The organism is Actinokineospora cianjurensis (genome assembly GCF_003663795.1).
In the GTDB taxonomy this organism is placed as follows: domain Bacteria; phylum Actinomycetota; class Actinomycetes; order Mycobacteriales; family Pseudonocardiaceae; genus Actinokineospora; species Actinokineospora terrae.
The window spans coordinates 2,780,809-2,796,515 of record NZ_RCDD01000001.1 but is presented as its reverse complement, the minus strand read 5'-3'; the positions used below and the strand labels follow the sequence as shown (position 1 = coordinate 2,796,515).

The 15,707-nt window shown below is 67.6% G+C and carries 12 protein-coding genes; 11 read left to right on the top strand and 1 reads right to left on the bottom strand.

The features are described from left to right. Nucleotides 1-159: 159 nt before the first annotated feature. From CLV68_RS12495 to CLV68_RS12470, 6 genes are all read left to right on the top strand, one after another. Complete coding sequence (locus tag CLV68_RS12495; RefSeq protein WP_246009782.1) at nt 160-1,074, top strand: hypothetical protein; 915 nt, start codon at nt 160-162, stop codon at nt 1,072-1,074. Next, entirely contained in the window at nt 1,065-1,460 is a 396-nt protein-coding gene (locus CLV68_RS12490) for a pilin (protein ID WP_246009781.1), read from the top strand. The genes CLV68_RS12495 and CLV68_RS12490 overlap by 10 nt, the downstream gene beginning before the upstream one ends. A 134-nt stretch (nt 1,461-1,594) precedes the next feature. Next, a complete protein-coding gene (locus tag CLV68_RS12480) occupies nt 1,595-2,977 on the top strand; it encodes a TrbL/VirB6 family protein (protein WP_147459963.1) in 1,383 nt (460 codons plus the stop codon). Nucleotides 2,978-3,866: 889 nt separating this feature from the next. Beyond that, nucleotides 3,867-4,259 (top strand): PrgI family protein, encoded by a 393-nt coding sequence (locus CLV68_RS35860; RefSeq protein WP_342772767.1) that lies wholly within the window; start codon nt 3,867-3,869, stop codon nt 4,257-4,259. Then, nucleotides 4,256-4,984 (top strand): hypothetical protein, encoded by a 729-nt coding sequence (locus CLV68_RS12475; protein WP_342772766.1) that lies wholly within the window; start codon nt 4,256-4,258, stop codon nt 4,982-4,984. The genes CLV68_RS35860 and CLV68_RS12475 overlap by 4 nt, the downstream gene beginning before the upstream one ends. Beyond that, entirely contained in the window at nt 4,977-6,794 is a 1,818-nt protein-coding gene (locus CLV68_RS12470) for a VirB4 family type IV secretion system protein (protein WP_211346481.1), read from the top strand. Before CLV68_RS12475 ends, CLV68_RS12470 begins: the two co-directional genes overlap by 8 nt. A gap of 53 nt (nt 6,795-6,847) precedes the next feature. Here CLV68_RS12470 and CLV68_RS12465 read toward each other — a convergent pair whose 3' ends face one another. After that, on the bottom strand, nt 6,848-7,954 hold the full coding sequence (locus CLV68_RS12465; RefSeq protein ID WP_121390499.1) for a DUF3644 domain-containing protein: 1,107 nt from the start codon (nt 7,952-7,954) through the stop codon (nt 6,848-6,850). Between the two features lie 412 nt (nt 7,955-8,366). Here CLV68_RS12465 and CLV68_RS12460 point away from each other — a divergent pair, with 412 nt between their 5' ends. The 5 genes from CLV68_RS12460 (at nt 8,367) to CLV68_RS33350 (ending at nt 15,614) form a co-directional block, all read left to right on the top strand. Further along, the gene (locus CLV68_RS12460; RefSeq protein ID WP_121390498.1) at nt 8,367-9,119 is read left to right on the top strand and encodes a GP88 family protein; all 753 of its coding nucleotides are present in this window, start codon (nt 8,367-8,369) and stop codon (nt 9,117-9,119) included. Nucleotides 9,120-9,160: 41 nt separating this feature from the next. Continuing rightward, nucleotides 9,161-11,548 carry a type IV secretory system conjugative DNA transfer family protein gene (locus tag CLV68_RS12455; RefSeq protein ID WP_121391147.1) on the top strand — a complete coding sequence of 796 codons (2,388 nt, stop codon included), beginning with the start codon at nt 9,161-9,163 and terminating at the stop codon, nt 11,546-11,548. A 52-nt stretch (nt 11,549-11,600) separates the two neighbouring features. Further along, on the top strand, nt 11,601-12,650 hold the full coding sequence (locus CLV68_RS12450; RefSeq protein ID WP_121390497.1) for a replication-relaxation family protein: 1,050 nt from the start codon (nt 11,601-11,603) through the stop codon (nt 12,648-12,650). Beyond that, a complete protein-coding gene (locus CLV68_RS12445; protein ID WP_170224001.1) occupies nt 12,647-13,603 on the top strand; it encodes a C40 family peptidase in 957 nt (318 codons plus the stop codon). Before CLV68_RS12450 ends, CLV68_RS12445 begins: the two co-directional genes overlap by 4 nt. A gap of 247 nt (nt 13,604-13,850) precedes the next feature. After that, nucleotides 13,851-15,614 (top strand): hypothetical protein, encoded by a 1,764-nt coding sequence (locus CLV68_RS33350; protein WP_147459962.1) that lies wholly within the window; start codon nt 13,851-13,853, stop codon nt 15,612-15,614. Nucleotides 15,615-15,707 lie beyond the last annotated feature (93 nt).

Genomic DNA, 15,707 nt, shown 5'->3' with positions numbered 1-15,707 from the left:
TTGTCGGCTAGCTGTTTGCTAGTAGTGGTCGTGGCTTGCTGGCGTCGTTGATTTCCTCTTCGACGCAAGGAGCCCTTGATGTCCAATACCAAACCCGGTCCTCGGCGGCGCTCGGGTGAGCGCAATTCACTCGATATCGCTCGTGAGACATTCGCTGCGTTGACCACCGGGCCCAGCCCGGTGTCGGTGGACTGCCGCGGGTTCCGTGGGCTGCCGGGGCGGCTGGTGCCGGTGGACGAGCTGCGGGACCTGCTGCTGGCGCGGCACTGCCCGCAGTCCACCCGCGACGCGATGTGGATGTACCTGGCGGGCCGCGCGCGCCGCGAGGGCGGCACGTGGACGGTGGTCGCCACGGGTGTCGCGTTGCCCGCGTTGACCTCGGTCGCCGCGACTCTGTCCAGGCGGTTCGCGGGTGACCCGAGCGAGATCCACGCGGAGGTGTTGCGCGGTTTCCTGTCCGCGCTGGCGGGTGTGGACTTGACCCAGCCGCGGATCATGGTCCGGCTCCGGTGGGCCGCCTATCGCGCCGGGCACCGCGCTCTGCGGGAGGCGCTGGACCGCCCGACCCCGGTCCCCTCCGGGCGCGGGTCACGCCCACCGACACCGCCGTGGGGACACCCGGATCTGGTGCTTGCCCGCGCGGTCGAGGCCGGGGTCCTGATCCGGCTTGAAGCCGAGGTGATCGGCGCGACCCGGCTCGACGAGATCCCGATCGCGGACTGGGCGCGCGAGCGCGGGGTCGGCGAGTGGGCCGCCTACAAGTTCCGCAGCCGCGCCGAGCACCGCCTCGCCGAGTACCTGCGCGAGACCACCGTCGCCACCGACTCGACCGACCCGGTCGCAGACCTGGTCCTCACCCGCACCACCACCGAGCCGAAGCAGGACCCCACCGACACGGCCGGAGACGAACCTCCGCACCCCGCCCCACTGTCACGCGTGGTGACCGACAGCGAGGGCAAGTCGGTCGAAAAAGTTGGACCCGAGCTGTCCAAAAACGACCCGAAATCCGGAGTTCAGGGCCGCGGCGAAAGTCCGCGCTCCATCGACTCCCCGGAGGTCCCCCGATGCGCCTGACCAACCCCACCAACACCACAAGATCCACTCAGGACAGTGCTCGACCGACCGCGAAGCGCCGTCGCCTAGCCTGTGCCGCGGTCGTCGCGCTCGCTCTGCTCATCCTCTTGGCCCCCGGTGTCGCGCACGCCGAGACGATGGACATCGTGTTGGCGGCGAGCTTCACCGACGTGCTCAACAACATCCGTAACTGGCTCATCGGGATCTTGGGCGGCATCGCCACGGTGTTCCTGACTCTCGGCGGTGTCCGTCGGAGCATGGCCGGTGGCGATCCGGGCGAGCACGAGAAGGCGAAGGACTGCTTCAAGGCCGCCGGTCTCGGCTACGGGCTCGCGGCGCTGGCGCCGCTGGTGGTCGGGGCGCTGAAGACCATCGTGGGGCTCTGACGATGGCCGATCCCGACAACGCCCCGAGCATTGCCCCCGACGCACGGACGATGCTCACTCCACGCGTACCCGCCTGCGGCGGATCTCTCACACGGGCTCTGCGGGGTCACGCGGGTACCCGCGGGCGGCGGTGGATGGCGCTGCTGGTGATCGTCCCGGTGGCGCTGGCAACGATCTTGCTGTTCTCCGCCGGGCAGGGCACCGCGGCCTCGTCGACGCCCGCGGTGAGTCTGGCCGCGGTCGCGCAGCCCGGTTCCACCACCGCGCCCGACCCGTGCAATCCGTGGACCCCGACCTGCATGTTGCAGCCGCTGCCGACCTGTTCGCCGGATCTACCGTTGCCGTCGGTCGATTGTGTTCAGCCACCGGCGCCGACTGCGACTACCCGTCCGCCGTGCACCGGCCAGGACTGCATTCCCGACCCCACCGCGACCACCGCGCCGAGTGGCCCGAACCAACCAGGACAGCCCGGCACTGGCGAGCAGCCCAGCGATGACTGCGGCATCACCGATATCGGCGCGTGTATTTCCGAGGCTATCGACGGGTTCTTCCGCGGAATCGTCACCGCCGCGTTGAACCCGCTACTCGACCTCCTCGGTCAGACGCTGTTGTCCACGCCGACGCCGTCGTCGATTCCTCGGGTCGGGGAGCTGTGGGCGCAGTCCTGGGAAATCCTGCTCGCCTGCTACGTGGTCCTGGTGCTCATCGGCGGCATCATCGTCATGAGCTACCAGACCGTCCAAACTCGATACTCCATCGAGGAGATCGCGCCGCGGATGGCGGTCGGGTTCCTGATGGGCGCGTTGTCGCTGTTCCTGGCGACCAAGGCCATCGACATCGCCAACGGTCTCGCGGTCGCGATCCTGGACGGCGGCGTCGACCCGGGATCGGCCGCGGGGACGTTGAAGACGCTGGTCATCAACAGCCTCACCGGCGGGCTGTGGATCATCCTGCTCGGGATGGTCTTGGCGGGCATCCTGATCGCGCTGCTGGTCACCTACGCGGTCCGGGTCGCGATCACGATCATGCTCATCGCCTCCGCCCCGCTCGCCCACATGCTCCACGCTCTCCCACAGACCGAGTACGTGCCCCGTACCTGGTGGAAAGCCTTCGCCGGGTGCCTGGCCATCCAGATCGGCCAGAGCTTCACCCTAGTCACCGGCCTGCGCGTGTTCCTGGCCCCGGGCGGGTTCACCGTGTTCGGGCCGACGGCGAGCGGGTTGGTCAACATCCTGGTCTGCCTGGCGCTGTTCTACGTGCTGTTCCGCATCCCGTTCTGGTGCCTGCGCCCCGCCCGCGGCGGTGGCGGCCGATCGATGCTCGGCAGCCTGGCCCGCGCCTACGTCATGGGCAAAGCCTTCGGCCTACTCCGCAGCGGCAGCTCGGCAGGTGGCCGCGCGGGTCGGCGCGGACCCGCACCGGTCGGCTACGGCAGGCCGGTTCCGCGCGGACTAGCCCCGCTAGGGGTACGGCCCGTCCGCGTCGGGACCCGAGCGAACGGCTCGGCGCGCGCCTGACCGCGCAGCAGGCACGGGAACGCCGCCGCGCCGGTCGACACACCGCCCCCGCGCAGCCGCGGTTCCTGCAATCCAGCCCCCAGACCCCCACCCGCGACCACGCCGCATGGACACCGCACCAGGACGACACCGTGCTCACCTTCCGCCCCGCCACCCCCGACGACCCCACCACCAGCACACCCCTGCCCCCGCCCACCACCACGCCGAAACCGGCCGGGTTCAGCGCCGAGGTTCCCCCCGACGTCGCCCACCGCGCGAACCAACCGGCCACCCGGCCCCGGTTCCGACCCGAGCAGCCCCCGGTCGTGCCCCGCCCGGTCAAGGCCGACAGCGCACCCGATGCGACCCAATTCAGCACCGCCGTCCCCGATCAGGGGCGCGAGCGCCGCGGCCACACCGCCGAGGCGGCCCCGGTGCTGTTCCAGCCCCCGGGCGGCCAGGCACGCCTGTCCCATTCCCCCGTCGGTCCCACCCGCCCGGCTCGCCGAGGCACCGCACGCAGGAACTCGACCCCGCCTCCCGCGACCCCAGCGCCCCCACGGGCCGCGGCGCCTGCACCGTCCAACTCGAAGCCCATCCGCCAGGCCCCTGCCGCGCCAGCACGACCTGCGGCAACCACGGCCCGACGTACGCCCCAGCCGACCACGCCTCCAGCACAGACACCCAAGCCCGTGCCCCCGCGGGGCCGACAGGCACCCGCCACACCTGCGGCAACCACAGCCCGGAGCACACCCCAACCGGCCAAGCCCGCGCCCCGGAACCGGCAGGCGCCCCCGCCACCCACCTTCAGTTCACCCACGTCCGCCGCACCCACCCCGCCGCCAGCGCACCCGGCACCCAAGCCCGCGCCCCGGACGACGTCGTCTCGCCCCACTGGAGGTGAACCCACATGAGCCAGGTCGTGCGTATTCCCGCTGATGTCGAGATGGCGGACAAGGTCCTCGGGCCGTTCACCGCTCGCCAGCTCCTGCTGCTGACCGTGCCGGTCCTGCTTCTTTATGTCGTCTATGGGGCCACGCGGTCCTGGTTGCCGCTGCCGATCTTCCTGGCGTTTGCCATCCCGGTCGCCGGGGCCGCGGCGCTGCTGGCCCTCGGTCGTCGGGACGGCATCGGTATGGACGCGTTCGTGTTGGCCGCGCTCCGGCAGCGGATGAGCCCGTCCCGCCGGGTCGCCGCCCCCGAGGGGGTGCGCCCGGCACCGGAGTGGGTCACCGCGACCCAGGGGACGGCACCGCGCCCGCGGTCTCGCCCGCGCCGCTGCGGCTACCGGCCGAGGCGGTGACCGATACCGGGGTCATCGACCTGGGGCGGGACGGGTTGGCCGTGGTGGCGGTGTGCGGATCGGTGAACTTCAGCCTCCGCACCGGCACCGAGCAGGAAGCCCTCGTGGCCACGTTCGGCCGCTACCTGCACAGCCTCAGCGCCCCCGTGCAGATTCTCATCCGCGCCGAACGCCTGGACCTGTCCGGACAGATCAGCGAGCTGCACGAGCGGGCGGGCGCGTTGCCGCACCCGTCGCTGGAGGCCGCCGCGCGCGAGCACGCCGACTACCTTGCTCACCTGGCCGCGACCACCGACCTGCTGCGCAGGCAGATCCTCCTGGTGTTGCGCGAACCCCTGGGCGCACTCGCCGAGGCCGACACCGACGGCCGGTCCGTGCTGGCCGTCCTCGGTGCACGGCGGCGCAAGCGCTTGGCGCAGCAGTCCGAACAGGACGACGCGGTTCGCCATGCCGCGGAGACGCGGCTTGCCCGCCGGTTGGCCGAGGCCGCCGAACTGCTCACCCCGGCGGGCATCACGGTGACGGCGCTGGACGCGGGGCAGGCCACCAGCGTGCTCTCCGCCGCGCTCAACCCGGACTCGCTGCTCCCACCCTCCAGCGGTCTCGCCGGGGCCGACGAGGTCATCACCACCGCCGCGGGCAGCGACTGGGACGACCACGACGAGCACCAGGCGCACGACGAGTTCGACACCGACGACGATGCGGGGAGGTACGGACATGGCTAAGCGACAGGCGAAGGCCAGGCAGCAGCCTGCCAGCAGCGCGAGTGCGTTCACCCCGGACGCCATCTCGGTCGGTGCCCGGCACCTGGAGGTCGGGGGCGGTGACTTCGTCGCGAGCTTCGCCATCACCGGCTACCCCCGCGAAGTCCACGCCGGATGGCTCGCCCCGCTGCTGACCTACCCGGGCCGGGTCGACGTGAGCCTGCACATCGACCCGATCGACCCGGCCACCGCCGCGACCCGGCTGCGCAAGCAACTGGCCAAACTGGAGTCCGGCCGACGCCACACCGCGGACAAGGGCAGGCTGCTCGACCCGTACGTGGAGGCCGCGACCGAGGACGCCCACGACCTGTCGCATCGGGTCGCGCGCGGAGAGGGGCGGTTGTTCCGGCTCGGGCTCTACCTGACCGTGCACGCCGCCACCGAACAAGCCCTCGCCACCGAGGTCGCCGCGGTCCGCTCCCTGGCCGCGTCGCTTCTGCTCGACGCCAAACCGACCACCTACCGCAGCGTCCAGGGCTGGGTCACGTGCCTGCCGATGGGCTTGGACCTGGTGGGGATGAAGCGCACCTTCGACACCGCCGCGCTCAGCGCAGCCTTCCCGTTCACCTCGCCCGATCTGCCGCCTCCGGACCCGACCTCGGTCGCCGCACCCGCGGGGGTGCTCTACGGCTACAACCTCGGGTCCTCGGGCTTGGTCCACCATGACCGGTGGGCGCTGGACAACCACAACGGAGTCGTCCTCGGCCGATCCGGAGCGGGCAAGAGCTACCTGACCAAGCTGGAGATCCTGCGCTCGCTCTACCGCGGCGTCGAGATCCACGTGATCGACCCCGAGGACGAATACGCCCGCCTCGCGCACGCCGTCGGCGGCACCTACGTGCATCTGGGCGCCGAGGGGGTCCATGTCAACCCGCTCGACCTGCCCATCCACACTCGCGCCGACGGCAGGCGCACCGCGCCCCGGGACGCGCTGCTGCGCCGGAGCCTGTTCCTGCACACGGTGCTCGCGGTGCTGTTCGGCGAGGAACTGTCGGCGTCCGAGCGGGCCGCGTTGGACCGTGCGGTCGCGGCCACCTACCAGCAGGCCGGGATCACCGCGGACCCCCGCACCTGGACGCGGCAGGCGCCCCTGCTCGCCGACCTCGCCGCGACGCTGGCCAGCCGGACCGAGCCCGGTGCGCACGAGCTCGCGGCGCGGCTGGCTCCGTTCACCGAGGGCGCGTTCTCCGGCCTGTTCGCCGGACCGACCACCACCCGCCCGGAAGGGCACCTGGTCGTGCACTCCCTGCGGGACCTGCCCGACGAACTGAAGCCGATCGGCACCCTGCTGACGCTGGACACGGTGTGGCGGCAAGTGTCCAACCCCGCCATCCGCAAACCCCGCCTGGTCGTCGTCGACGAGACGTGGCTGCTCATGGCCACCGAGGCAGGCGCCCGATTCCTCTACCAGATGGCCAAAGCCGCCCGGAAACGCTGGGCCGGACTCCTACTGGCCACACAGGACATTCTCGACTTCCTTCGTTCCCCACTGGGTAAAGCCGTCATCGCCAACGCCGCGACCACCGTCCTGCTCCGCCAGGCACCCCAGGCCATCGACGAGATCGCCGAGGTCTTCAACCTCAGCCAAGGCGAACGCCAGTTCCTCCTCGCCGCTGACCGCGGCCAGGGCTTGCTCTCCGCCGGTGTGCAGCACGTCGCGTTCCAGTCACTCGCCTCGCCCACAGAGGACTACCTGATCACCAGTTCCCCAGAGGTTCTGGCCAATTTGCCTGATACGGAGAAAGATTCCGGATGGGTCGACGTGCCATGAGCATACCTATGAGCTGAAGTTGGCGAACGTCTAAGGCGCACGAAAACCAGCTTTCACGCGGCCTGACATCCAGGCACGGTGCAGGCCGGTCCTGGGCTCTTCGCTCGCCCGCGAGGTTTGTGTCCCTGCCAGATCGCTTCTATGTCGACGGTTCCCATTGCCTCGCGCATCGCTGCCAATGCATTGTCCGAGTAGCGCCGTTGTCGCATGGAACCAAGTTCGAACAGGTGACTGTGGGGGCCATCCTGATCGAGACCGAGGTGTCGACGCACGGCCGTGCTGCGGGCAATGGTGATTCCCAGAGCCTCAGCAAGTTCAGTTGGCGATCGGTGATACTTCTTCAACAGGTCGACCTCGCGGATCGCTGCGGCAGGTATCGATTCGTCAGCGACGTAGCGGACCGGAGGACCTTGCTTCTTGGTGAAGTGGACGGTCAGAGTGATACCCGAGCCGTCAATAGTGGTCGCGATGTTTTCCAGTTGAGGGAAGACCTTGTTGAGGGGATCGCCATTGCGGATGCCGCGCTCGACCCGATCGACGTCTTTGCTCGACACGCGGACATCTGGTTGGACGTGAGCTTCCATGGCCAGGAGAGTGCGGATACGGGCGCGTGCCTCGTGGCCAGCGCGTCGTCCGGGCTGCAGCAAGGCGGCGGTCTGGCTGTACTCCTCATTCAGAATGACAGACAGTTCACGGGGCGGATCGACGGAGATCGGAAGCACGCGGGTGGGAAGGTGTGTGGCGAGCCGATCATCGAAGACGCGCTGCAGAATATCGTCGAACAGTGTAACCCCAGCGCGGGCATGCAGGTAGAGCACCTGTTCGCTGACCTCGTTATACCAGTGTTGCTCGTCATCGCGCATGGCATCGATTGTGCGCAAGGTACCAGCGTCATCTTCGTTAAGCTTGATCGTGGCGCTTTCGGCAGACAGTCGAACGCACTTCTCGAAGCCGATCGATCTGCCTGTTTCTCGGTCGAATACTTTCGTGCCCCGCTGAACCAGCGCAGCCTTGAGCAACATCTCGAATGCATGTTGCAAGTACAAGAGAACTTTGGTTGTCCGGCCTTGACCGTGAGGAGAATTGAACGCCGCAATCGCAGAGGTCAGCGAGTCCAACGCCTTGCGCTTGAGCACTCGGCTGTCCTGCTTGAGTTTCATCGCTACCTCCCGTGGATTGAGTGTCCTTGATGGTCTACCGATTTGGTCTCGATTCCATCGAGTTTTGGTCACGGGTCAATGCTTGCTGTTCTCGAAGTCGACGATTTCGGTTGGCCGACGGTCGAGGTACGGCGATGGGCGCCAGCTACCGAGGTCGAACAAGTCGCAGACGAGGCGGGTGTCGCCACGGGTTGCTTGAGCTTCATTCATCCTATCGAGTGAACGACACGTGGCCTGAGTGGCGGCGCTTACGAGAAAAGAATGCCAGCGGGAAACGTCGGGGAATGTCAGTAACCGACCCCGCGCAGTTCGCCGCATTCACCGACGGCGATGCGGAGTCCGAGTACATCGACGTCGCCTGAAACCGGGCCCCTTTCACACCACTCTGCTTGCTCACTCCCGGGAGACTTCCTTGCCACACGACGCTGCCCCACCGCGGTTACTCACCCAGAACCGCCGCCTACGCGCCATCGGCGTGCACAACTGGACCCTGCCCGCCTGGGCCGGGCGGCTACCCGACGGCCGCACCTACAGCACCTGCCCATCCGCCGGGGTATGCCGTCAGGTCTGCTACGCCCGCCACGGCACTTACACCTGGCCGGTCGTCCGCGCCCGACACCAAGCCAACCTCGCGTTGGTGCTCGACGACCTGACCGGGTGGGAAACCCGGATGATCGCCGAACTCGGCCACCGCCGCTTCGCCGCGGGCGCGTGGGTGCGCATCCACGACGCCGGCGACTTCTTCTCCGACGACTACCTCACCGCCTGGCTGCGCGTCTGCCGCGCCCGGCCCGCGGTGACCTTCTACACCTACACCAAGGAGATCGACCGATTCCGCAGGCTCGTCGAACCCGACCCGCCCCCGAACCTGCGATGGGTGTACTCCCTCGGCGGCACCCAAGACGAGGCGATCGACCTCGTCGCGGACAGGGTCGCGGACGTCTTCCCCGACGAAGCCGCCATTACCGACGCCGGATGGCACTCCCAGAGTTCATCCGACCTGCACGCGGTCCAAGGGCCGCGACTGGTCGGCATCCCGGCAAACCGCATCCCCTCAGCCGTGAACCGCATGAACCGCCGCAGGTTCAGCGAGTGGCAAGCCGAATCAGGCACGGGACACCTGCGGACCGTCCCGACCGACAGCGCCGAGCGGGAGGCCGCGTGAACTCCTGGCTAGGGCGCTACCTGCGCGACCCGTTCGGCGCGATGCAGCTCGTGCTCGCCCACCTGCGGGCGTGGGCGATCGTGTGGGGGCCGATCGCCGGTCCCGCGTTGGTCATCGCGGTCACCGTGCTGGTCGCGGTCCGGCGGCGGATGCGCGAGCGGTTCCACCAACGCCTCGTCGCCGACGCCCGGGTGATCACCATCCTCGCTCCACCCGTGGTCGACCCGCACGGCGCGACCGCCCTGTGGTCCAACCTCCTCGGCCTCATCCGACCCGGCTGGCGCAGGGCACTGCGCGGGCAACCACACCTCGCGTTCGAGTACCGATTCCGCGCCGACCAGGTCGACATCCGCATCTGGGTACCCGGTGTCATCCCGCCCGGCATGGTCGAGCGCGCGATCGAAGCCGCCTGGCCCGGCGCCCACACCTCCACCACTCCCGCGAACCCGCCGCTCACCCACGGCACCGAGACCATCGCCGCGGGCGGCGAGCTGCGCCTTGCCCGGCACGAGGGCTTGCCGTTGCGGGTCGATCACCCGGTGGACCCGATCCGCGCGCTGCTGGGCGCCCCGGTCGGTATGGCACCTGGTGAGCAGGCGTGCGTGCAGATCCTGGCCCGCCCGGTCGCCGGACGGCGAGTCACCCGCGCCCGCGCCCAAGCCCGCCGCCTGCACCCCGGACGCTCTAGCAGCCGGGCGGGCCGCATCCTGGACCTGATCACCCCGGGCGCCCGCCGTCGATCCGGTGCTCGGTCGGCGGGCATCGTCGATGCGCAGTCCCGGTTGGAGTTCGGGGCGCAGGACCGGGCAATCGTCGACAAGCTCCGCGGAGCCCAATGGGAAACCCGCGTCCGCTACGCCGTCACCACCACCGCCCCCACCCACGACCCCGACACGGTCACCGCCGCCCGCGCGGTGATGGCAGGGCGCGCGCACGCCATCGCCTCGGCGTTCGCCGCCTACAGCGGCCACAACCGCTACCGCCGCGCCCGCCTCACCCACCCCGCCACGACGCTCGCCGCCCGCCGGATGACCCGCGGGGACCTGCTGTCGGTGCCCGAGCTGGCCGCGCTCGCCCACCTCCCCACCGACGACGCCACCCCTGGCCTACAGCGCGCCGGAGCACGAGCCGTGCCCCCGCCGCCCGGCATCCCCACCACCGGGGAGCTGATCAAGCCGATCGGGCGCAGCGACTCCGGACACTCCCGCCCCGTCGGCCTGCACGTCGCCGACGCCCGCCATCACGTCCACATCCTCGGCGCCACCGGCTCCGGCAAGTCCGAGCTGATGGCCCGGATGATCCTCGCCGACGCAGAAGCAGGCCGCGGCGTGGTCGTCATCGACCCCAAGGGCGACCTCGTCAACGACATCCTCGCCCGGCTGCCCGAACACCTCGGGCCGAAGGTGACCCTGTTCGACGCCGACTCCCGCACCCGCCCGCCGGTGATCAACCCCCTCCAGGGCGCAGACCGTGAACGCACCGTCGACAACCTCGTCTCCATCTTCAGCCGCATCTACAGCTCATCATGGGGACCCCGCACCGAGGACATCCTCCGCTCCGGACTGCTCACCCTCACCTCGATGCCCGGCACCCCAGGACTCATCGACCTGCCCGGCCTGCTCACCGTCGACTCCACCCGCGCACGCGCCATCGCCCAGATCGACGACCCCGTCCTCGCCGGGTTCTGGCAGTGGTACGACAGCCTCTCCGAGTCCTACCGAGCACAAATCATCGCCCCATTGATGAACAAACTCCGCGGCCTGCTGCTCCGCCCGTTCGTCCGCTCCGCCATCGCCGAGGGACAGTCCACAGTCGACTTCGACGCCGTCCTCGACGGCGGCATCTGCCTGGTGCGCATCGGCAAAGACGCGCTCGGCATCGAAACAGCTCGCCTCATGGGCTCCATCGTCGTCGCCCAGGTCTGGCAAGCCGCCACCCGCCGCGCCCGCCTACCCCAACACCACCGCCGCGACGCAAGCGTCTACCTCGACGAGGTCCACAACTTCATGAACCTTCCGTTCAGCCTCGAAGACATGCTCGCCGAGTTCCGCGGCTACCGAGTCGGATTCGCCCTGGCCCACCAGTTCCTGTCCCAACTCGCCCGCGAACTCGAAGAAGCCATCAGCGCCAACGCCCGCACCAAACTCATCCTCAACTCATCCCCCGAGGACGCCCGCAAACTCGCCCGACACACCGCCCCGCGCGTCACCGAACACGACCTCTCCCACCTCGACGTCTTCCACATCGTCGCCCGCCTGGTCGTCAACGGCGCCGAGACACCAGCCTTCACCGCAGTCACCGAGAAACTGCCGCCCGCCATCCCCGGACGCGCCCGCACCATCCGCGCCGCAGCACGCAACAACAACCAACCCCCAGCACCACGAACCGACGCTCCACAGAGAACACAAGATCCCCGCCACGCGGCGTAGACCTACGCGACCTACAGACACCCGGCCGCGCCAACGCTTCCTTGGAGAACCCGTGACTACCAACGCAACACCCCAACGCGCCTTGCGCGGACACGCCCCCACCCGACCAAATCCCCGGGCCGCGGTCAGCGGCGAACATCACGCCCGGCTGGCCAGCCGCCTCACCCAGCGCGACCGGTGGCTGGCCCACATGCTGTGGGAACACAAGGTCCTCACTACCCACCAGATCGTCGAACTGGCCTGGAGCGCGGCAGCTCGCCGCACCGCCAACGAACGACTCCGCAAGCTCTACCAGTGGCGTGTGCTTGACCGGTTCCAGCCGTTCGTCACCACCGGATCGGCCCCTATGCACTACGTGCTCGATATCGCCGGAGCCACCGCGCTCGCCTACGAACACGGCCTCGACCCCGCGGAACTCGGCTACCGCCACGACGCTGCGATCGGCATTGCCCACTCCCTGCGCCTGGCACACACCATCGGCTGTAACGGCTTCTTCACCAGCCTCAGCAACGCCAGCCGCACCGACGTCGACACTGGCCTGCTCACCACCTGGTGGTCCGAGGCCCGATGCAGGCGGCTGTGGGGAGACATCGTCCGCCCCGACGGCTACGGCCGCTGGGCCGAACACGGCACCGAGATCGAGTTCTTCGTCGAGTTCGACTTCGGCACCGAAACACTCCGCATCCTGGCCGCCAAGCTTCACGACTACCACCGCCTCGCAGTCAGCACCGGCATCATCACCCCACTGCTGCTCTGGCTGCCCACCGCCCACCGGGAGGCCAACGTCCGCCGGGCACTCGCCGACGCCCACGCCACCCTGCCCCGACCCGAACTCGTCCCCCTAGCGACCAGCTCTCCCCAGCAACCGGCCACCAGTGACGACCCCGCCGCGGACCGCTGGCTGCCCCTGCCCGCCTCCGTCAGCTCCAGCAGGCGCGTCCGGCTCGCCGAGTTCGCCAGCAAATGGCCCCGCCGAACTCCCGCCGCCGACCTAGTGCACCGCCTGACCACCGCCGTGCCGAACTCGACCCGATCACGGCTCGACAGCCCCTCACCCACCCCACCGGACGGTCAGACCCGCCAACAGTGGGGAGCCGCTTGAAACTGGCGCTCATCGGAGCCGCGGCCGTCATCTCCATTCCCGCGATCATCGGAGCCATCGGCAACGGCCTGGTCACCGCCCTCTTCGGCGGCGACGACCAACCCAACCAACAAGCCATCACCGACATCCCGACCGACTACCTCAACCTCTACCTGGCAGCCGCACCCACCTGCCCCGACCTGAGCTGGAGCATCCTCGCCGCGATCGGCAAGATCGAAACCGACCACGGCCGCAGCCAACTCCCCGGCGTCAAGGACGGCGAGAACAACAAGGGCGCAGGCGGCCCGATGCAATTCCTCGCCGCCACCTTCAACAGCGTCACTGCCCGCCACACCCTGCCCCCAGGTGGCGCCATCCCGCCCTCCCGCTACAACCCCCACGACGCCGTCTTCGCCGCCGCTCACCTGCTCTGCGACAACGGCATCAACCGCGGCGACCTCGACGCCGCCATCTACTCCTACAACCACGCAGACTGGTACGTCGCGCAAGTCCTCGCCCAAGCCCAGACCTACTCCAGCACCATCGGCCGCGGAGCCAACACCTCACCCGCTGCCGCGGCCCAGCAAGCCATCAACTACGCCACCGGACAACTCGGCCTGCCCTATCAATGGGGCGGCAACGGCCCCGACGCAGGCGACGCCGGATTCGACTGTTCCGGCCTCACCGCCGCCGCCTACGCCTCCACCGGAATCACCCTGCCCAGAACCGCCGCCACCCAGTACAGGGCAGGCCCTCGTGTCCCCGACGGCGAACCCCTCATCCCCGGCGACCTCGTCTTCTACGGCACGCCCGCCCGCATCCATCACGTCGGCCTCTACATCGGCCACGGCCAGATGATCCACGCACCAGACTTCGGCCAGACGATCAAGATCGCCTCTTACCGGTGGCGTGGTGACGACTACATGGGTGCGAGCCGTCCGGCTGGTCAAGATATCCTTGTTGCGCAACGTTGACCTCGTGTGAGTCCAGGTCGCAGTCGGCGTCTCGTCCGCGCCACGGTCCGTAGCAGACCTAGTCATAGAGTCGGACGGCGAGCACTGGACAGCAAGGTAACAATGGACCGAACGCGACTTGTCCGCGTGAAGTACTGACCGGGTCGCCCACAGGCGAGCCGGGTTCGATCGCCCACTCTCAAGGTAGTAGAGTAGTGCGCCGCCGCCCCCGCCTACCTGCCATGTTTGGCTTTCACGGAGTGAGTCGATGACTTTTGACCTGCCGGGCAACTACAAACTCGATGTGGAGCCTATTGCGGGTGTCGAAGCGGAACTGGTAGAGATCGGATATCAATACTGGTCTTTCTCCGGCGTAGATCAGTATGGTCAGCCGACATGGGAATTGTCTGTCAAAAGCATTGACACCCGCGGTCGCGGGCAGGCAAACGTCATAGCTATCGCGGCAATTAGCGTGGTCGTATCTGGCGCACAGTGTCCCGAGTGCGAAGGACCGCTTCGTCTCCGCAGCAGATCGGGTCTGAGTTCTGTTCTCTCGGGCGAGCTTGTAAGCTGTGTAAACTGTGATCCGAAGCTGACACAGCGAGCTGCCGCCCTCCTGTCGCCAGAGTCTGACGAATCTAGACGGCTCCGCCAAGAGCGACAAGAAGAGAAAGAACGCGCCCGGCTCCTGCAAGAGCGCTATCAAGTTGGCAGCGATATGTGGCGCCAGCACCAGCGGCAGGTGATCGAGGCGGACTTTGGGCAAAATCAGCGGAAGGGGGAGTTGTCCACTGGGGAGGTAGACGCAGAACTGGCAACCTTGACGCTCCTGCGTTATGCAGCCCAATTTGACCCCATGCCGCCCTTGGGGCGGTGGCACCATAATTTCCCATTTCATGCTGATGTCGCGACCGTCGGGCCGATGATCAATAACGCCCGCAATGCAGGCCTCCTGCTTCCTGACTCAAGCACGTCGCCAAACGCGTTTGTTTGGAACCCTGCCACATATGATCAGGCGTGGGCGAACTCCGGGGGCGATCTGGAAAAGCTTGAGTTGCCAATGCGTACGACACAATACTATCCAACCGAGACCGTCTTTCGCATTCCGTTTGGGCCGAGCCCGGACAAGGGGCGGGAGATGTTGGATGCGCACTTGTGTGAGCGGCTCACTCCCGCAAACATGACTGCGCAACGCCAGGAAGATCTGCTCTGCATGATCCATTGCGTGCTGGCGGCGGAGGCGCTGCGTTGGTTCACGCACGAGTTGAAGCGGCACAATCTACCAGCGGTGCCCGAGAATCACGCCCCTCGTTTGATTGAGGCGGTGGAGCAGTTGGTCGCTGAGTACTCCTTGGGCTATGCGTACTTTGTCGGATGGAAATCGGTAAAAACTGCCGCTGCTGCGGCGCAGGCAACGCCGCGCGCGCCTATAGTAAATATGACAACGCACGGTGTAAATGTGTTTGAACGGGAAGTTCAGCAAGCTCTGGACAATCCGGTCAGCACACCAAGGGAGTTTGACGAGTCGCAGTATTTGCCTTTGTGTGCATTGACCAAGACCTTATTCTATACGGTTCTTCGTAGAAATCCGATGCAGACGAGCCTTGCGGTGGCCCGAGCGGCCATGCCTATGCCAGCGCCTACGGACTACATCGATGAGCCTGAACCTCTGGGGCCTGCAGCAGGGGTGCCGGGATTCCGTCGCGGTACCACGTGCTGGATTGAGTTCGCGGGAAACTCGGCCTCTCAGGTACTGCTAAGGGCGGCTGACTATCTAGAAGAGTTGGAGAAAGAGAGCCGACTAATGGTACTGTCGACTCAATGGGACCTGTTTCCGGTAATGCACGATATGACTTACGGTCTACGGATCGAACTTGACGGAATCTCCATTGAAGATCTGCCAACAGAACGCCGGCCCAACACGCTGTTAGTTGATTCGTCTGAACTGAATTCAGCAACGGGAAATTCAGGCGACAAGGAGGGCGGTTCGAGCAAGGCTCAGGACGGAAATCTGGAAGAGCCGCGCAAGTAAACATTGCGGGTAGACCCGTGTGGGTGACGAAATCCGTTTGTAGGTGCACGCTCGGCCTGGCGACTGCGTGTGGTGCCAAACGAGTTCGGCACA